The organism is Actinomadura kijaniata (genome assembly GCF_014138665.1).
Classification (GTDB): Bacteria; Actinomycetota; Actinomycetes; order Streptosporangiales; family Streptosporangiaceae; genus Spirillospora; species Spirillospora kijaniata.
Window position 1 is genome coordinate 49,995 of the sequence record NZ_JACJIA010000013.1, and the last position, 14,439, is coordinate 64,433.

The following is a 14,439-nucleotide window of genomic DNA, read 5'->3' on the forward strand; positions in this document are numbered from 1 at the left end:
CCTGAATCCGGTATTCCGGTCGAGAGGGGTGGCGATGCGAGCCGACGCGCGGCGCAACCGGCGGCGCATCACCGACGCCGCGCTGGCGCTGCTCGGCGAACGCGGCCCCGACGTCCCGATGGAGGACATCGCGCGGGCCGCCGGGGTCGGCGTGGGCACCCTCTACCGGCACTTCCCCGACCGGCGGGCGCTGCTGGAGGAGGTCGCCGCGGGCACGCTGCGCGACATCCTGGCGTTCGGCCGCCGCCAGGACGCGCCGGACCGGGACGGATGGGACGCGCTGCTGCGCGTCGTCCGGCACTGCGCGGGACTGCCGCTCGCGCTGGTGAAGACCCTGGCCGCCGAGGCCGCGCCGCCCGAGCGCCTCGCCCTCCAGCAGGAGGTCACCGCCCTGCTCGCCGGGCTCGCCGGGCGCGCCCAGAAGGAGGGCGCGCTCCGCGCCGACCTGACGCCCGACCAGGTGGTCGAGGTCGTGAGCGCGCTGGTCTGCCGGCCGGGCGCGCGCGCCGACGACGCGCTGGCCGTCGTGGTCCTCGACGGACTGCGCCGCTGATCCCGCCGCTGATCCCGGGCGGGGTCAGGAGGCGGGCAGCTCGCCGAGGGTGACGTCCACCGTCCGCCTCCCGGCGCCCGGCGCCTGCACCTCCACCTTCGCGACGGCGCCGGGCTTGAGCCGCACCAGGATCTCCGCCAGCGCCGTCTGCGTCGGGGTCGGGGTGCCGTTGACCGCGACGATGACGTCGTCGGGCCGGATCCCCGCCCTGTCGGCCGGGCCGCCTCGGGTGACCTCCACCACGCCCAGCCCGGCCGGCTGGTACGTCGACGGGTCCACGACCGTGCGGATCGTGACGCCGAGGGCGGCGCGGCCGGAGTTGGTGACGCGTCCGTTCTGGATGAGCTGCGGCGCGATCGCCTTGACGGTGTTGCTGGGCGTGGCGAACCCGATGCCGGGCGCCGCGCCGCCCATCTGCGGGTCGGAGGCGGCGGCGGTCGGGATGCCGACGACCTCGCCGTTCAACGTGACCAGCGCGCCGCCGCTGTTGCCGGGGTTGATGGCCGCGCTGGTCTGGATGGAGTTGCCGATCGTGGCGCCGGGGAAGGCGCCCTCGCGCTTGGTGGACACCGTCCGGTTCAGCGCCGAGACGATGCCGTTGGTGACGCTGCTGGACAGCCCCAGCGGGTTGCCCATGGCCAGCACGATCTGGCCCACCTTCAGGTCGCCCGAGTCGCCGAACCGGGCCGGTCGCAGCGACGCGCCCGACACCCGCACCACCGCCAGGTCGTCGGCGGCGAACGCGCCGACCAGCTCCGCCCGGAGCGGCCGGCCGCCGTTGGCCGCCCGCACCTCGATCTCGCGGGCGCCCATCACGACGTGCGCGTTGGTGACGATGTGGCCCCGGTCGTCGTAGACCACGCCGGAGCCCTCGCCGCCGTCGGTCTGGATCTCCACCACCGACGGCAGCACGTCGGCCACGACCTTCTCGTACTGCTGCTCCAGCTGGCCGGCCGCGCCGCCGACCGTGGGCGCGGCGGAGCGGGACGGGGCCGTCCCCGGCCGCGTGTCGCCTCCCGCGCAGCCCGCCAGCAGCGTTCCGGCGAGGGCCAGCGCGCCCGCGCGGGCGCGCGCGTCGATCCTGGTGTGCACGGCGATCCACCTCCGCGAGGGTCATGCCCCGTCGCGGGCGATCCAGCCCTGCCGCCGCCCGGCCACTGGGTGATCTTGACGGTGCGGCGGCCCCGCCTTGAAGCGGCCGCGATCCTAGAGCCCCGCTTACACGTCGTTTACCTGCGATTAGTTACAAAAGAGGCAACAGAGGAGAAGGACTTCCGATCGGGGGATCATGGACGCCGTTACCCTGTCCGAACTGCGCAAGCCGCGCGCCTTCCCGGCCGTCTCGGTGCTGATGCCGACCAGTCGGCGCGCCCCGGAGAACCGGCAGGACCCCATCCGCCTCCGCAACCTCCTGGCCGAGGTGCGCCGCCGCCTCCAGGAGGACACGCGGGTCCCGGCCGCCGCCGCGGACCAGGTCGTCCGGGGACTGGAGGAGGCGGCCGGCGAGGTGGACCTGCGTCACGCCGAGGACGGCCTGGTGCTGTTCGCCGCGCCGGACGGGGAGCGGCACGCGTTCACCGTCGACCAGAAGGTCGACGAGCGCGTCGTCGTGGACACCACCTTCGCCACCCGCGACCTGGTGGCCGCGTTCGTGCGCAGCCCCCGCTACTGGCTGCTGTCGCTGTCGGAGGACTGCTTCCGGCTGTGGGACGGCCAGGCCGGGACGCTGGCGGAGCACCGGGACGACGGGTTCCCGCTGCGGCCCGCGCCGATCGACGAGGAGGTCGGCGGCCGGCTCTCGCGGCGCGGCGTCCCGCACGGCGACGGCCGCCAGCGCAACCACATGAAGCAGGTGGTGGCCGCGCTGGAGAACGTGCTCAAGCACGACCGCCGCCCGGTCGTGGTCGCGGGGGCGACCCGCCACCAGGCGTTCTTCGAGGAGGCCGCCGGGCCGGACATCACCATCGCGGGCCGCGTCGACGGCAGCTACGAGGGCGCGTCCGCCAACCGGCTCCTGGAACTGGTCCGGCCGGTGCTCCAGTCCTACGAGGACCTGCGGGAGGTGGCGGTCCTCACCGAGCTGGAGGCCGCCCGCGGCCTGCGCCGGTACGCCAGCGGCGTCAACGAGGTCAAGCGGCTGGTGGACGAGGGCCGCGGCGAGCACCTGGTCGTCGAGCGCGGCTACTACGCCCCGGCCGTCGCGACCGGCGGAGAGCTGATCCCGGTCGAGGGGAGGCTCGGCGCCCTGCGGGGGGCCGACGTGGTCGACGACGTGGTGGACCACGTCATCGAGACGACGCTGGAGTACGGCGGCGAGGTGACGTTCGTGTCCGACGGGTTCCTGGTGGACCACAACCGGATCGCGCTGGTCGTCCGCTTCTGAAGGGAGCGGGAGGGGTTCCGGCCGCGTCCGGCCGGAGCCCCTCCCGGCGCGGGTCTCAGCGCGCGGGGCAGGAGGGGTCCCGCCAGGCCGCCCACAGGTACCCGGCCGTGTCGCCGGGGTGGACGCGCCATCCGGCGGGACGGCCGGGCCATGTCGACTCGGGGGCGGCCCCGGCGGTGCGCGGCACCACGACCGTGCACACGTTCGCGGGAACCCCGGCGCGCACGTCGACGCGGCTGACGCGCGTCCACCACACCTGCTCCACCAGGCCGATGTGGGCGCGCCAGTGCGTGTTGACGTCGATGGCGACCCCGCCCGCCGCCGGCCCGGGCAGCGGAGGCGGGGGGACGACGCGCTTGGATGAGGTCCCCATGGTGAAGGTGAGCGCGGCCAGGTTCACCGCCGCCAGCGCGACCGCCACCGCCGTCCACCCGGCCCGCCGTGCCACCAGGAACACCGCCACCAGCCCGAACGCCGCCAGTGACGCCTCCGGTAGATGGAACGCCCTCTGGTCCTGCGTGAGGAAGTTGGTCTCGGGGAAGTCGAACGCGATGAAGTTGTGGGTGCGCAGCCGGTGCCCGGCGTACGCCATCACCCACGCCCCCGTCACCGCGAGCATCGCGCCCGCGCCGAGCGCGCAGCGCACGGCGGTCCGCGTTCCGGCACGCGCCAGCACCGCCAGCCCGATCAGCGTGTAGACCAGCGCCAGGCACGACAGGTAGCGCCCGTAGGCGAAGTTCCCGACGCGGTGCTCGTCGGGCAGCGCCGCCGACGACGCGTAGGCGATCCCGGAGGTCACCGCCAGCAGCGCCCCCGCCATCACCCGCGTCCCGAACGCCCCGCGCCGCGCCAGCGCCGCCCCGGCCGCCACCAGCCCGACACCGCCCAGCCCCCACGTGGACACGACCAGGTACCACAACTGCCCGACCGCGCCCGACACCGCCCACGCCTGGCCGTCGAGGGTGGTCAGCCGCGTCATGACGTTGCCGCCCAGGTCCCGCACGCCGCCCGGGTACAGCTCCGCCCGGACCCAGCCGTTCAGCGCGCCGGCCACCGCGTACCCGCACGCGGCCACCGCGACCCCGAACAGCGCCGGGCGGGGCCGGCGGAACGCCAGGACCGCGAGCACCGCGCAGTGCACCGCCAGCAGCACCGTGCCGCGCGTGTGCACGGCGCACGCGTACGCGGCGACCGCGCTCGCCCCCGCCGCGTCCGCGATCCGCCCGTCGCGCGCGAACCGGTCGAGCAGCAGCAGCCATCCCAGCGCCACCACCGGCAGCACCGCGTCGGCCAGCGCGAACGCCCCGAAGAACGTCACCGCGGGCAGCAGCGCCGCCGCCCACGAGGCCGTCAGCGCCGTCCCCGCCGCCATGCCCAGCCGCCGCGCCGCCGCGTACCCCAGCGGGAACAGCGCCGCCCCGACCAGCGCGTTGAGCACGATCACCACCAGGTACACGTCCGCCGGGTCGTGCGTCACCCCGTGCGCGGGGGCGAACAGCAGCGGGTACCCGCCCTGGTAGAAGGTGTTGCCCGACAGGTCCGCGCCGGGGCCGCCCGCCAGCAGGCGCGCCGCGACCAGGTAGCCGTTCTCGTCGGGGGCGGCGACCGGCCCCGTGCGGGTCCGCGCCATCCACAGCCGCACGCACACCTGGCCGACCCAGCCGAGCACCAGCAGCAGGGCCAGCCGCCGGGGCGGCACCGGACGGCGACCGCGCGCGGCGGCGAAGGCCGGGGGAGGGGGGAACGTCAACATCATGCCCACCACCGTCGGCGCGGCCCGTCCTGATCATGTCGGAGAGATGTCCGGATCTCGTGACATTCCGTGCGGAGATCGTTCCTTGCCGGATAATGCCTGGATGGCGAGCATTCTCTTCGTCGAGGACGACCCGGCCGCCCGCGCCGCCCTGGAGCTGGCGCTGAGCCGGCAGGGACACCAGGTGACCTCCCGCGCCACCGGCGAGGACGGGCTGGACGCGCTGCGGGCGCGCCGCCCCGAGATCGCGGTGCTGGACGTGATGCTGCCGGGCATCGACGGCATCGAGGTGTGCCGCCGCATCCGCCGCGACGACACCCTCCCGGTGATCCTGCTCACCGCGCGCGGCGACGACCTGGACGTGGTGCTCGGGCTGGAGGCCGGGGCCGACGACTACGTGGTCAAGCCGGTCGAGCCGCGCGTGCTGGACGCCCGCATCCGCGCGGTGCTGCGCCGCGCCGAGCAGACCCACAACGACCGCTCCGCCTACGGCGACCTCGTGATCGACCGCAGCTCGCTGAAGGTCACCAAGAGCGGCCGTGACGTCCACCTCACCCCCACCGAGCTGCGGCTGCTGCTGGAGCTGACCCGCCGCCCCGGCCACGCCATGACCCGCCAGCAGCTGCTGACGGCGGTGTGGGACCTGGACCGGCCCGGCGACTCGCGGCTGGTGGACGCCTGCGTGCAGCGGGTCCGCGCCAAGGTCGAGGACGAGCCCGCCACGCCCCGCCTGATCGAGACCGTGCGCGGTTTCGGCTACCGCTTCACCGCGCCGTGAGACCGCGCCTGCCCCGGCGGCCGTCCCGTTACTGGTTCACCGGCCTGCGGCCCCGGCTGGTGGCGGCGTTCGTCGCGGTGGCGCTGCTGGCCTCGGTGATCGCCTCCGGCATCGCCTACGTGCTGGTCCGCCGCTCGATGCTGCAACGCGCCCAGGACACCGCGCTCACCAAGGTCCGCGAGATCATCGCCCGCACGGTCCCGTCGCGGTTGCCGCCGGACGCCACGGGCCTCCTGTCCGAGGCCCTGAGCTTCCGGCTCACCAACCTCGACGAGGGGCGGCTCGCCTACGCCGGGCCGCTGGCGCTCGACGGGCCGATCGCGGTGCCCACCCCCGTGGCGGACCTCTCCCGGCCCGTGGACGAGACCGACGGGTCCAGGCTGCACGTCCCGGTCTCCCAGGAGTTCGCCCGGCGCGCCGTCCAGGGAATGGTCTTCCAGCGGATCGTCCGCCAGGGCAGGCCCTACCTGCTGATCGGCGCGCACGCGGGCGCCTACGTCACGACCGTCGACGAGCCCCAGCGCACCACCCCGCCGATCGTGTTCGTGTCGGTCAGCCTGGAGAAGGAGGCGCGCGAGCTGCGGTCGTTCACCCGCTCGGTCCTCGTCGCCGACGCCGCCTCCCTCGCCGCGGCCCTGCTGCTGGCGCTGGCGGCCACGCGCGGCGTGCTGCGCCCGGTGCGGCGGCTCGGCGGTGCCGCGCGCGCCCTCGGCGACGGCGACCTGACGGTCCGGGTCCCCGAACGCGGCCGTGACGAGCTGGCCGACCTCGCCCGCACGTTCAACGCCACCGCCGACGCCCTGGAACGCATGGTGACCGAGCTGCGCGCGATGGACGCGGCCTCCCGCCGGTTCGTCGCCGACGTCTCCCACGAGCTGCGCACGCCCCTCACCTCCATGCTCGCCGTCACCGACGTGCTGACCGAGGACGCCGCGGCCACCGAGGCGGGCGGCACCGCCGCCCGGCTGGTCGCCGAGGAGACCCGGCGGCTGGGGATCCTGGTGGAGCACCTCATCGAGATCAGCCGGTTCGACGCGGGCGCGGCGGCACTGCAACTGGACGACGTGCTGGTCGGGGAGGCCGTCGCGGGCACCCTGGCCGCGCGCGGCTGGACCGGCCGCGTCACGGTGGACGGCCCGGCCGACCTGATCGCCCGGATCGACCCGCGCCGTTTCGACGTCATCGTCGCCAACCTGGCCGGGAACGCCCTCAAGCACGGCGCGCCCCCGGTCCGCCTGGAGTACGGCCCGGCCGAACGCGACGGCCGTCCCGGCTTCCGGGTCGCCGTGACCGACCACGGCCCCGGCCTTCCCGAGGACCTGCTGGCGGTGGTGTTCGACCGGTTCGTCAAGGCCGAGGCCGCCCGGTCCCGCAGCGGGGGCAGCGGCCTCGGGCTGTCGATCGCCCGGGAGAACGCGGTGCTGCACGGCGGGACACTGGAGGCCGCCAACGCCCCCGGCGCGGTCTTCACCGCGTGGCTGCCGCTGGAACCGGACGGGCCGGAGCGGAGGGACCGATGACGCGCGTGCCGGCCGCGTTCCTGACCGCCGTGGTGCTGCTGGCGACCGCCGCCTGCGGCATCCAGCCCACCTGGATCATCGGCGCGGGCAGCAAGCCCGTCTCCGGTTACCGCCCCGAACCGGTCACGATCTATCTGGTGAAGTCGGACCGGCTGGTCCCGGTGCGGCGGCCGGGGCTGCCCGGCCATCCCTTCCTGGGGGTCCTCCAGCTGGGCGTCCCGATCACCTCGGAGGAGAGGAGGGCCGGGCTGAGCACCGCGATCCCGCGCGACGTCCGGCTGCTCCTGATGGAGTTCGACGGCGAGAGCCCCGACGAGATCAGCGTGATCACGCCGGAGGAGACCGGTTCGACGGGCGAGCTGGTGGTCGACGCGGGCCGGAGGGGCCGCTGGCCGAGGCTCGCGCTCGGCCAGCTCGCCTGCACGGCCGAGGCGATCCGCGGCGTGCGCCGCACCCTCCTGGTGACCGACCCCGCGGCGGACACGACCAAAGCCGTCGGAACGCGCCCGGGCGACCTGCGGCTGCGCTGCGCGGACTACGCCGACCTGCGCTGACCGGCACCGTTCCGCGCCGTCCCGCGACGGGGACGGCGCGGGTCAGCCGCGGTCGATCCAGCCGTGCGCGTGCATCCAGTCGGCGGCGATGTCGCCCAGCACCGAGCGCAGCGTCAGGATCACCACGCCGAGCAGCAGCAGCGGCATCACCACGAACCGCTCCACGGTGCCGTCGGTGCGCGGCACCAGGGGGATCTCCAGCCGCCACGGCGCGGGCCACAGCACCGGGCAGCCGCGCGGCGTCAGGCAGTCGCCCAGCACGTGCGCCAGGCAGCCGAGGGTGACCGCGAACCCGACGAAGCTCATGTCCAGGTCGTGCATCAGCCACACCGCCAGGCCCGCCAGCGCGCAGTCGGCCAGCGCCGACTGCGGCTCCCTGCCCTCGAAGTCGAAGCCGATGCCGCGCAGCCCGAACCCCACGATGACGAACAGCGCCGCCCACCAGCCGTAGACGTAGTTGGTGGCCAGCCAGTCCATCGCGAAGCCCATCGCGACCGCGAACAGGATCGAGTGGGTCGCCATCCGGTGCCCGCCGGAGATCTTCCCGACGTACTTGCAGAACGTCTGGGTGATCGGGCCGAAGGTGTTGGCGATGCGGCCGTTGTGGTGGTCGACGTCGGGCAGCAGCGCCGCGCCCGCGCACACCACCGCCCCGGCGAGCATCTGCTCGGGCGACAGCTTCACCGCGTAGTCGCCGAGCAGGTCGTGCTGGGTGAGCAGCGGCACCGCGCCCAGCCACGCCAGCGCCCCGCTCAGGGCGTGCGTCTTGCCCATCATCGCCGCTGATCCCCCGCCTTCCTCCGCAGCCGCGTCGCCGGTCCGGGCCCCGTCGCCGGTCCGCCAGCCCGCGACTCTAGCCCGCATTCGATCGTTTCCTGGCGCGGCACGCCGGTGTGCGCGTTACGTCCGGTTGGACGGCGGAACGCGGGGCGGGGTTCCGGGGGTCAGCCGGTCGCGGCCGCGGGGGAGGCGCGCTCGTCGTGGCGGGCGCGGGCCGCCACCACCGCGCCCACGTTCGCCTCGGCCCAGGCGGTGACGGCCTCGATCGGGGCGCGCAGGGAACGGCCGAGCGGCGTCAGCGCGTACTCCACGCGCGGCGGCACCTCGGCGAACACCTCGCGGGTCAGCAGCCCGTCGCGTTCCATCACCCGCAGGGTCTGGGTGAGGACCTTCGGCGTGACGCCACCGATGGTGTGCCGCAGCTCGGTGAAGCGGCGCGGCCCGTCCAGCAGGCTCAGCACCACCAGCACCGACCACTTGTCGCCGATGCGGTCCAGGACCAGGCGGGTCGGGCAGTTCGGGTCGAAGGCGTCTCCGGGACGCAGGGAGTCCTCCATGGTTTCCCCAAGGTACCAATGGAACGTTGTAGTAACCAGTATCCAATGGATACTGTCGCCGCGTCAGGACGACACCGAGCGACTGGAGAACCATGAAGATCCTGCTCATCGGGGCCACCGGCATGATCGGAAGCCGGGTCGCCGCCGAGGCGCGCGCTCGCGGCCACGAGGTCACCGGCACCACCCGCCGCGGAGCCGGGGGCACCGCCCGGCTCGACGCCGCCGACGCCGGCGCCGTCGCGGCCCTCGCCGCCGGGCACGACGCGGTCGTGCTGGCCGTCTCCCCGCCGCGCGACGGCTCCGAGCCCGCCGCCCCGCTGCTGGCGGCCGGGCGCGGCGTGCTGGAGGGGCTGCGCGGGGCGGGCGTGCGGCGGCTGGTCGTGGTCGGCGGCGCGGGGAGCCTGGAGGTCGCGCCCGGCGCCCGCCTGGTCGACACCCCCGGCTTCCCCGCGATCTACAAGAACGAGTCCCTCGCCCAGGCCGAGCTGCTCCAGGTGATCCGCGCCGAGGCCGGGGACCTGGACTGGACCTACGTCTCGCCCGCCGCCGAGATCGCCCCCGGCGAGCGCACCGGGACCTTCCGGACCGGCGGCGACCGGCTGCTGACCGACGCCGCGGGCGACAGCCGGATCAGCGCCGAGGACTACGCGGTCGCGCTGGTCGACGAGCTGGAGAAGCCGCAGGCGGTGGGCCGCCGCATCACCGTGGCCTACTGAAACGTGGCCCGCCGACCGCCGCCGCCGGGCCCGCCGCCGGCGGGTCAGCGGATGAAGACGGCGTGGTCGGCGATGCCGGGCGTCAGGTCCGGGGGCAGCCCGGCCACCGCCGACAGCTCCTCGGCCGACAGGAAGCCGCCGGTCTCGGCCCGCACCTTCACGATCTGCGCGGCCATCTCCCCGGTCACGCCCGGAAGCTGCGTCAGGACCCCGGCCGGGGCGTGGTTGACGTCGACCAGGCCGCCGTCCTGGTACTCGCGGGGCAGGTCGGGGCGGCCGATGCGCAGCTCCCGGGCGAGACCGGGGTCCCGCGCGGCCAGCTCCCGCGCCTTCTCCCGCAGCAGCCGCTGCCGCCGCACGCGTTCCACGACCTGCTCGTTGCCGATGCCCGACAGCCCGTCGGGATCGAACACCCGCGAGCGGATCAGGAACGCGTGCGCGCTGCCCACCACCGCCAACGCGAAGATCAGCACCCCGGCGAGCCGCTCGGGGCCGTCGCCCTGCACCCGCAGCAGCATCACGAACAGGCCGATGTAGGCCAGCGACGCCAGCAGCAGGTGCACGCTGCGCCGCCACAGCGCCGCCGCCGCGAACGTGAACGCCGTCCCGTACCCCAGCGTCAGCACGGGCAGCGCGGCCCACGTCACGCTCAGCGCCGCCCGGCCCGGCGGCATGCTGTCGGAGGGCACCCGGGGCGGGCCGTTCGGCACTGGAGCGTTCATCGCGTGACCTCCCTGGTCGCGGTCAGGGATCGTGCGCGGGCCCGGTCGCGGGACCTAGGGCAGGGTCAGGATCTGGTGGCCGTCCTCGGTCACCAGGATCGTGTGCTCGAACTGCGCGGTCCGCCTGCGGTCCTTGGTCACCACGGTCCAGCCGTCGGGCCACATGTCGTAGTCGTGGGTGCCGAGCGTCAGCATCGGCTCGATCGTGAACGTCATCCCCGGCTGCATGATGGTGGTGGCGGTCGGGTCGTCGTAGTGCGGCACCACCAGCCCCGAGTGGAACGTGGTGCCGATGCCGTGCCCGGTGAAGTCGCGCACCACGCCGTAGCCGAACCGCTTGGCGTAGGACTCGATGACCCGGCCGATCACGTTGATGGCGCGGCCCGGCGCGACCGCCCTGATGCCGCGCATCATCGCCTCGCGGGTGCGCTCCACCAGCAGCCGCGACTCCTCGTCCACGTCCCCCACCAGGAACGTGGCGTCGGTGTCGCCGTGCACGCCGTCGATGAAGGCGGTGATGTCGATGTTGATGATGTCGCCGTCGCGCAGCACCGTGTCGTCGGGGATGCCGTGGCAGATCACCTCGTTGATCGAGGTGCACAGCGACTTGGGATAGCCCCGGTAGCCGAGGGTGGAGGGATAGGCGTCGTGGTCGAGCAGGAACTCGTGCCCGATCACGTCCAGCTCGTCGGTGGTGATCCCCGGCCGGATGTGCTTGCCGACCTCTTCCAGGGCCTGCGCGGCGATCCTGCCGGCGACCCGCATCCGCTCGATGGTCTCGGGCGTCTTGACGTCGGCCTCACCGGTCTTCGGCCGCTTCCTTCCCACGTACTCCGGTCGCGGGATGTGCGAGGGGACCTTCCGCATGGGCGAGACACGGCCGGGCTGGAGTAGGTGGGTCGTCATAGTGCTTGAGTGTAGTCAGCCACGACGGGGCAGTAATCCGGCACGGGGGACAAGATCGATCGGAGGACGCGGATGAAGGACGGCGACGGCGACTGGTGGTTCTGCCTCAAGCACATGAAGGTGGAGCACGGCGCGGGCTGCCCGGACAAGGATCGGATGGGCCCCTACCGGACCGAGGGCGAGGCCGCCAACGCCCTGCAACTGGCCCGTGAGCGCAACGAGGCGTGGGCGCGCCAGGACGAAGAGGACTGAACCGGGACCGGGCGGCCCCGGCGGCGGGGGACGGCCCTCTCCCGTCCCCCATCCGGTCGGGCCGATCCGGTCAGGCCGACCGGGACAGCGCGTCCGCGTGGACGGCGTGCGCGAACGGCAGCCCGGCGGCGTAGCGTTCCAGCTCGTCCAGCGCCGCGTGCGCCATGCGCGGCAGCTCCCCGCCGAGCGACCCGGCGATGTGCGGGGTCAGCAGGACGTTGGGGAGCGTGAACAGCGGCGAGTCGGGCGGCAGCGGCTCGGGGTCGGTCACGTCGATCACCGCGTGCAGCCGCCCGGCGGCCAGCTCCCGTTCCAGCGCGGCGGTGTCGACCAGCGACCCCCGCGCGGTGTTGACCACGGTGGCGCCGTCGCGCAGCAGCGCCAGCCGCCGCCGGTCCAGCAGGTGGCGGGTCTCGGGCAGCTCGGGGGCGTGCAGGGTCACCACGTCGCTGGCCGACAGCAGCTCCTCCAGCCCGGCGGGACGGGCGCCCAGCGCGCGCGCCGCGGCCGCGTCCAGGTAGGGGTCGTGGACGAGGAGGTCCAGGTCGAACGGGCGCAGCAGCTCCAGGACGCGGCGGCCGATCCGGGAGGCGCCGACGACGCCCACGACCCGCCGGTAGTTGCCGAGGCCGGGGTACAGGGCCGCCCAGTCGCGGCGGGTCCGGTCGGCGGCGTAGTGCCGGGCGATGTCCAGGACGCGCTTGCCCGCGAACAGGATCGCGGCGACGGTGTACTCGGCGACCGGCAGCGCGTTGGCGGTGGCGGCCGACGACACCGCGACGCCCCGTTCCCAGCAGGCGTCGGTGACGTGGTGCTTCACCGATCCGGCGGCGTGGACCACGGCCCGCAGCCCCGGCATGGCCGCCAGCGCGGCGGCGTCCAGCGGGGGGCAGCCCCAGCAGGTCACCAGCACCTCGGCCGCGGCCAGCGGCCCGGCGGCGGCCGGGGCGGCGAAGTCGTCGACCACCAGGGCGGGGTCCACCTCGGCGAGCCGTTCCAGCCGGGCCAGCGCCGCCGGGTCGAACAGCGCCGGGAGCACCCCCGGGTCCATCGCCAGCACCGCGCGGGGGCGGCGGCCGGGTTCGGTCATGGGTTCCCTCACTTCACGGCTCCGGCGGTCAGGCCCGATCTCCAGTGCCGCTGGAGCAGCACGAACGCCAGCACCAGCGGCACCACCGCCACCAGCGACCCGGTGACCACCAGCGGGTACAGCTCGGGCTGGGTGGCGCGGGAGGAGGCGTTCCACATGTAGAGGCCGAGGCTGACCGGGTAGAGCCGGTCGTCGGACAGCATCAGCAGCGGCAGCAGGAAGTTGTTCCAGGCCGCCGTGAACTGGAACAGGAAGATCGTGACGAACGCGGGGCGCAGCATCGGCAGCGCCACCCGCCAGAACGCGACCGGCTCGGACGCCCCGTCGATCCGGGTCGCCTCCAGCACCTCGTCCGGCACGTAGGAGGCGCTGAACACCCGCGCCAGGTACACCCCGAACGGGTTGACCAGCATCGGCAGGAACACCCCCCAGAACGAGTTGACCAGCCCCACCTCGGAGGCCAGCAGGTAGGTCGGCAGCGCCGTCGCGGTGGCGGGCACCAGCACGCCCAGCAGCACCAGCCCGTACAGCCGCTCCTTGCCCCGGAAGCGGTACTTGTCGAACGCGAACCCGGCCGCCACGCAGACCAGCGCGCCGACCAGGGCGCCGCCGCCCGCGTACAGGACGCTGTTGAGCAGCCAGCGGCCGTAGACGCCGCCGTTCTCGGTGAACAGGCGGGCGAGGTTGTCCCACAGGTCGAACCGGGCGAGCTCGAAGCCGCCGGTGCCGAACAGGTCGCGGCGGTCCTTGGTGGCGGCGATCACCAGCCAGGTCAGCGGCAGCAGCATGTACGCCAGGCCCACCACCAGCACCGCGTTGACCACGGCGGGGGCCATCAGGGCGGGGCGGCGGCGCGGCGCGGGCGCGGGGCGGCGCGCGGGCGGGGCCGGGGCCTTCGTCAGGACGGGGGCGCTCATGCGGTCCTCCGGCGGGCGCTGAGACGGGTGACCAGGAACGACAGCAGGCCGGCGAACGCCGCCAGCAGCAGCGAGGACGCCGCGGCCAGGCCGTGGTCCTGCCCGGCGGCGGCGTTGTAGGCGTACATGGCGGGGCTCCAGGCCGCCTCGATGCCCGCGCCCGCCCGGAACAGCACCTGCGGCTCGGTGAACAGTTGCAGCGCCCCGATCGTGGTGAACAGCGCGGCGGTGAGCACGGCGGGCCGGATCAGCGGCAGCTTGACGCTCCAGGCGGTCCGCGCGGCCCCGGCGCCGTCGATGGTGGCGGCCTCCAGCACGTCGCGCGGCACCGCCTGGAGCGCCGCGAAGAAGATCACGACGTTGTAGCCGGTCCACTGCCAGGCGGCGATGTTGACCACCGAGACGAGCATGCGGTCGGCCGACAGGAAGTCCCACCCGATCCCGCCCGCGCGCAGCAGGTCCACCACCGGGCTGAGGCCCGGCGTGTAGAGGAACACCCACACGATCGCGGCGATGATGCCGGGCACCGCGTGCGGCAGGAACAGCCCGAGCAGCACCGCCCGGCGGGCCCGCGCGTACGCCGAGTCCAGCAGCAGCGCCAGCAGCAGCGCGGCCCCGATCATCACGGGGATGTAGACCAGGCAGTAGGCGACGATGTGCGCGAAGCCGTCGGCGAACGCGTCGTCGCGCAGGGCCTTGGCGTAGTTGCCCAGTCCGGCGAAGACCGTCTCGGCGCCGCCGAAGCCCAGCCCGGAACCGCGCTCGGTGAACAGGCTCAGCCAGGCGGCGTAGCCGAGGGGCGCCAGCGTGAACGCGGCGAACAGGACGAGGAACGGGCCGAGGAACAGGATCGGCGCGCCGCGCCGCCGGCGCGGCGAGGTCGGGGCCATGCGTGCTCCAGTGATCGAGGGACGGGGAGCGCGCGGCCCGCCGGGGGAGGTCCGGCGGGCCGCGCGGG

Annotated in this window: 16 protein-coding genes; 7 read left to right on the forward strand and 9 right to left on the reverse strand. The window is 74.5% G+C overall.

From position 1 onward, the window contains the following. The first annotated feature begins 34 nt into the window (after positions 1 to 34). Complete coding sequence (locus HNR61_RS36710; protein ID WP_182847747.1) at positions 35 to 553, forward strand: TetR/AcrR family transcriptional regulator; 519 nt, start codon at positions 35 to 37, stop codon at positions 551 to 553. 24 nt (positions 554 to 577) lie between these two features. Here HNR61_RS36710 and HNR61_RS36715 read toward each other — a convergent pair whose 3' ends face one another. Beyond that, entirely contained in the window at positions 578 to 1,645 is a 1,068-nt protein-coding gene (locus tag HNR61_RS36715) for a S1C family serine protease (RefSeq protein ID WP_182847748.1), read from the reverse strand. A 196-nt stretch (positions 1,646 to 1,841) separates the two neighbouring features. Here HNR61_RS36715 and HNR61_RS36720 point away from each other — a divergent pair, with 196 nt between their 5' ends. Continuing rightward, on the forward strand, positions 1,842 to 2,936 hold the full coding sequence (locus HNR61_RS36720) for a baeRF3 domain-containing protein (protein ID WP_182847749.1): 1,095 nt from the start codon (positions 1,842 to 1,844) through the stop codon (positions 2,934 to 2,936). Between the two features lie 55 nt (positions 2,937 to 2,991). Here the strand turns inward: HNR61_RS36720 and HNR61_RS36725 are convergent, their stop codons facing one another. Then, positions 2,992 to 4,692: a hypothetical protein gene (locus tag HNR61_RS36725; RefSeq protein ID WP_182847750.1), complete on the reverse strand. Its 1,701-nt coding sequence runs from the start codon at positions 4,690 to 4,692 to the stop codon at positions 2,992 to 2,994. A 100-nt stretch (positions 4,693 to 4,792) separates the two neighbouring features. Here HNR61_RS36725 and HNR61_RS36730 point away from each other — a divergent pair, with 100 nt between their 5' ends. From HNR61_RS36730 to HNR61_RS36740, 3 genes are read left to right on the forward strand one after another with little or no spacing between them, the layout of a single operon-like run. Then, positions 4,793 to 5,467, forward strand: coding sequence for a response regulator (locus HNR61_RS36730; RefSeq protein WP_182847751.1), 675 nt, complete (start codon positions 4,793 to 4,795; stop codon positions 5,465 to 5,467). Continuing rightward, positions 5,464 to 6,987, forward strand: a complete 1,524-nt coding sequence (locus HNR61_RS36735; protein WP_312898277.1) for an ATP-binding protein — start codon at positions 5,464 to 5,466, stop codon at positions 6,985 to 6,987. Before HNR61_RS36730 ends, HNR61_RS36735 begins: the two co-directional genes overlap by 4 nt. Then, positions 6,984 to 7,541 carry a hypothetical protein gene (locus HNR61_RS36740; protein WP_182847752.1) on the forward strand — a complete coding sequence of 186 codons (558 nt, stop codon included), beginning with the start codon at positions 6,984 to 6,986 and terminating at the stop codon, positions 7,539 to 7,541. Before HNR61_RS36735 ends, HNR61_RS36740 begins: the two co-directional genes overlap by 4 nt. Positions 7,542 to 7,583: 42 nt before the next feature. Here the strand turns inward: HNR61_RS36740 and HNR61_RS36745 are convergent, their stop codons facing one another. Both HNR61_RS36745 and HNR61_RS36750 read right to left on the reverse strand, forming a co-directional pair. Continuing rightward, positions 7,584 to 8,318 (reverse strand): metal-dependent hydrolase, encoded by a 735-nt coding sequence (locus HNR61_RS36745; RefSeq protein ID WP_182847753.1) that lies wholly within the window; start codon positions 8,316 to 8,318, stop codon positions 7,584 to 7,586. Between the two features lie 167 nt (positions 8,319 to 8,485). Beyond that, positions 8,486 to 8,878, reverse strand: coding sequence for a winged helix-turn-helix transcriptional regulator (locus HNR61_RS36750; protein ID WP_182847754.1), 393 nt, complete (start codon positions 8,876 to 8,878; stop codon positions 8,486 to 8,488). 92 nt (positions 8,879 to 8,970) lie between these two features. Between HNR61_RS36750 and HNR61_RS36755 the strand changes: the two genes are divergently transcribed. Further along, on the forward strand, positions 8,971 to 9,594 hold the full coding sequence (locus HNR61_RS36755; protein ID WP_182847755.1) for an NAD(P)-dependent oxidoreductase: 624 nt from the start codon (positions 8,971 to 8,973) through the stop codon (positions 9,592 to 9,594). Positions 9,595 to 9,638: 44 nt separating this feature from the next. Here HNR61_RS36755 and HNR61_RS36760 read toward each other — a convergent pair whose 3' ends face one another. Both HNR61_RS36760 and map read right to left on the reverse strand, forming a co-directional pair. Beyond that, a complete protein-coding gene (locus tag HNR61_RS36760) occupies positions 9,639 to 10,316 on the reverse strand; it encodes a ComEA family DNA-binding protein (protein WP_182847756.1) in 678 nt (225 codons plus the stop codon). Positions 10,317 to 10,370: 54 nt separating this feature from the next. Continuing rightward, positions 10,371 to 11,222 carry a type I methionyl aminopeptidase gene (map, locus tag HNR61_RS36765; protein WP_182847757.1) on the reverse strand — a complete coding sequence of 284 codons (852 nt, stop codon included), beginning with the start codon at positions 11,220 to 11,222 and terminating at the stop codon, positions 10,371 to 10,373. A gap of 72 nt (positions 11,223 to 11,294) precedes the next feature. Between map and HNR61_RS36770 the strand changes: the two genes are divergently transcribed. Continuing rightward, positions 11,295 to 11,474 carry a hypothetical protein gene (locus HNR61_RS36770; protein WP_182847758.1) on the forward strand — a complete coding sequence of 60 codons (180 nt, stop codon included), beginning with the start codon at positions 11,295 to 11,297 and terminating at the stop codon, positions 11,472 to 11,474. A 70-nt stretch (positions 11,475 to 11,544) separates the two neighbouring features. Here the strand turns inward: HNR61_RS36770 and HNR61_RS36775 are convergent, their stop codons facing one another. From HNR61_RS36775 to HNR61_RS36785, 3 genes are read right to left on the reverse strand one after another with little or no spacing between them, the layout of a single operon-like run. Further along, on the reverse strand, positions 11,545 to 12,564 hold the full coding sequence (locus HNR61_RS36775; RefSeq protein WP_182847759.1) for a hydroxyacid dehydrogenase: 1,020 nt from the start codon (positions 12,562 to 12,564) through the stop codon (positions 11,545 to 11,547). A gap of 8 nt (positions 12,565 to 12,572) precedes the next feature. Then, positions 12,573 to 13,481 carry a carbohydrate ABC transporter permease gene (locus HNR61_RS36780; RefSeq protein WP_182847760.1) on the reverse strand — a complete coding sequence of 303 codons (909 nt, stop codon included), beginning with the start codon at positions 13,479 to 13,481 and terminating at the stop codon, positions 12,573 to 12,575. After that, on the reverse strand, positions 13,478 to 14,371 hold the full coding sequence (locus tag HNR61_RS36785; RefSeq protein WP_182847761.1) for a carbohydrate ABC transporter permease: 894 nt from the start codon (positions 14,369 to 14,371) through the stop codon (positions 13,478 to 13,480). The genes HNR61_RS36780 and HNR61_RS36785 overlap by 4 nt, the downstream gene beginning before the upstream one ends. Between the last annotated feature and the right edge of the window lie 68 nt (positions 14,372 to 14,439).

Bases quoted from the DNA above. Each gene is read 5' to 3' on its own strand.
- HNR61_RS36720 (WP_182847749.1), top strand. From the start codon at position 1,842: ATGGACGCCGTTACCCTGTCCGAACTGCGCAAGCCGCGCGCCTTCCCG.
- HNR61_RS36745 (WP_182847753.1), bottom strand. From the start codon at position 8,318: ATGATGGGCAAGACGCACGCCCTGAGCGGGGCGCTGGCGTGGCTGGGC.
- HNR61_RS36740 (WP_182847752.1), top strand. From the start codon at position 6,984: ATGACGCGCGTGCCGGCCGCGTTCCTGACCGCCGTGGTGCTGCTGGCG.
- map (WP_182847757.1), bottom strand. From the start codon at position 11,222: ATGACGACCCACCTACTCCAGCCCGGCCGTGTCTCGCCCATGCGGAAG.
- HNR61_RS36750 (WP_182847754.1), bottom strand. From the start codon at position 8,878: ATGGAGGACTCCCTGCGTCCCGGAGACGCCTTCGACCCGAACTGCCCG.
- HNR61_RS36785 (WP_182847761.1), bottom strand. From the start codon at position 14,371: ATGGCCCCGACCTCGCCGCGCCGGCGGCGCGGCGCGCCGATCCTGTTC.
- HNR61_RS36730 (WP_182847751.1), top strand. From the start codon at position 4,793: ATGGCGAGCATTCTCTTCGTCGAGGACGACCCGGCCGCCCGCGCCGCC.
- HNR61_RS36710 (WP_182847747.1), top strand. From the start codon at position 35: ATGCGAGCCGACGCGCGGCGCAACCGGCGGCGCATCACCGACGCCGCG.
- HNR61_RS36725 (WP_182847750.1), bottom strand. From the start codon at position 4,692: ATGATGTTGACGTTCCCCCCTCCCCCGGCCTTCGCCGCCGCGCGCGGT.
- HNR61_RS36770 (WP_182847758.1), top strand. From the start codon at position 11,295: ATGAAGGACGGCGACGGCGACTGGTGGTTCTGCCTCAAGCACATGAAG.
- HNR61_RS36760 (WP_182847756.1), bottom strand. From the start codon at position 10,316: ATGAACGCTCCAGTGCCGAACGGCCCGCCCCGGGTGCCCTCCGACAGC.
- HNR61_RS36755 (WP_182847755.1), top strand. From the start codon at position 8,971: ATGAAGATCCTGCTCATCGGGGCCACCGGCATGATCGGAAGCCGGGTC.
- HNR61_RS36780 (WP_182847760.1), bottom strand. From the start codon at position 13,481: ATGAGCGCCCCCGTCCTGACGAAGGCCCCGGCCCCGCCCGCGCGCCGC.
- HNR61_RS36775 (WP_182847759.1), bottom strand. From the start codon at position 12,564: ATGACCGAACCCGGCCGCCGCCCCCGCGCGGTGCTGGCGATGGACCCG.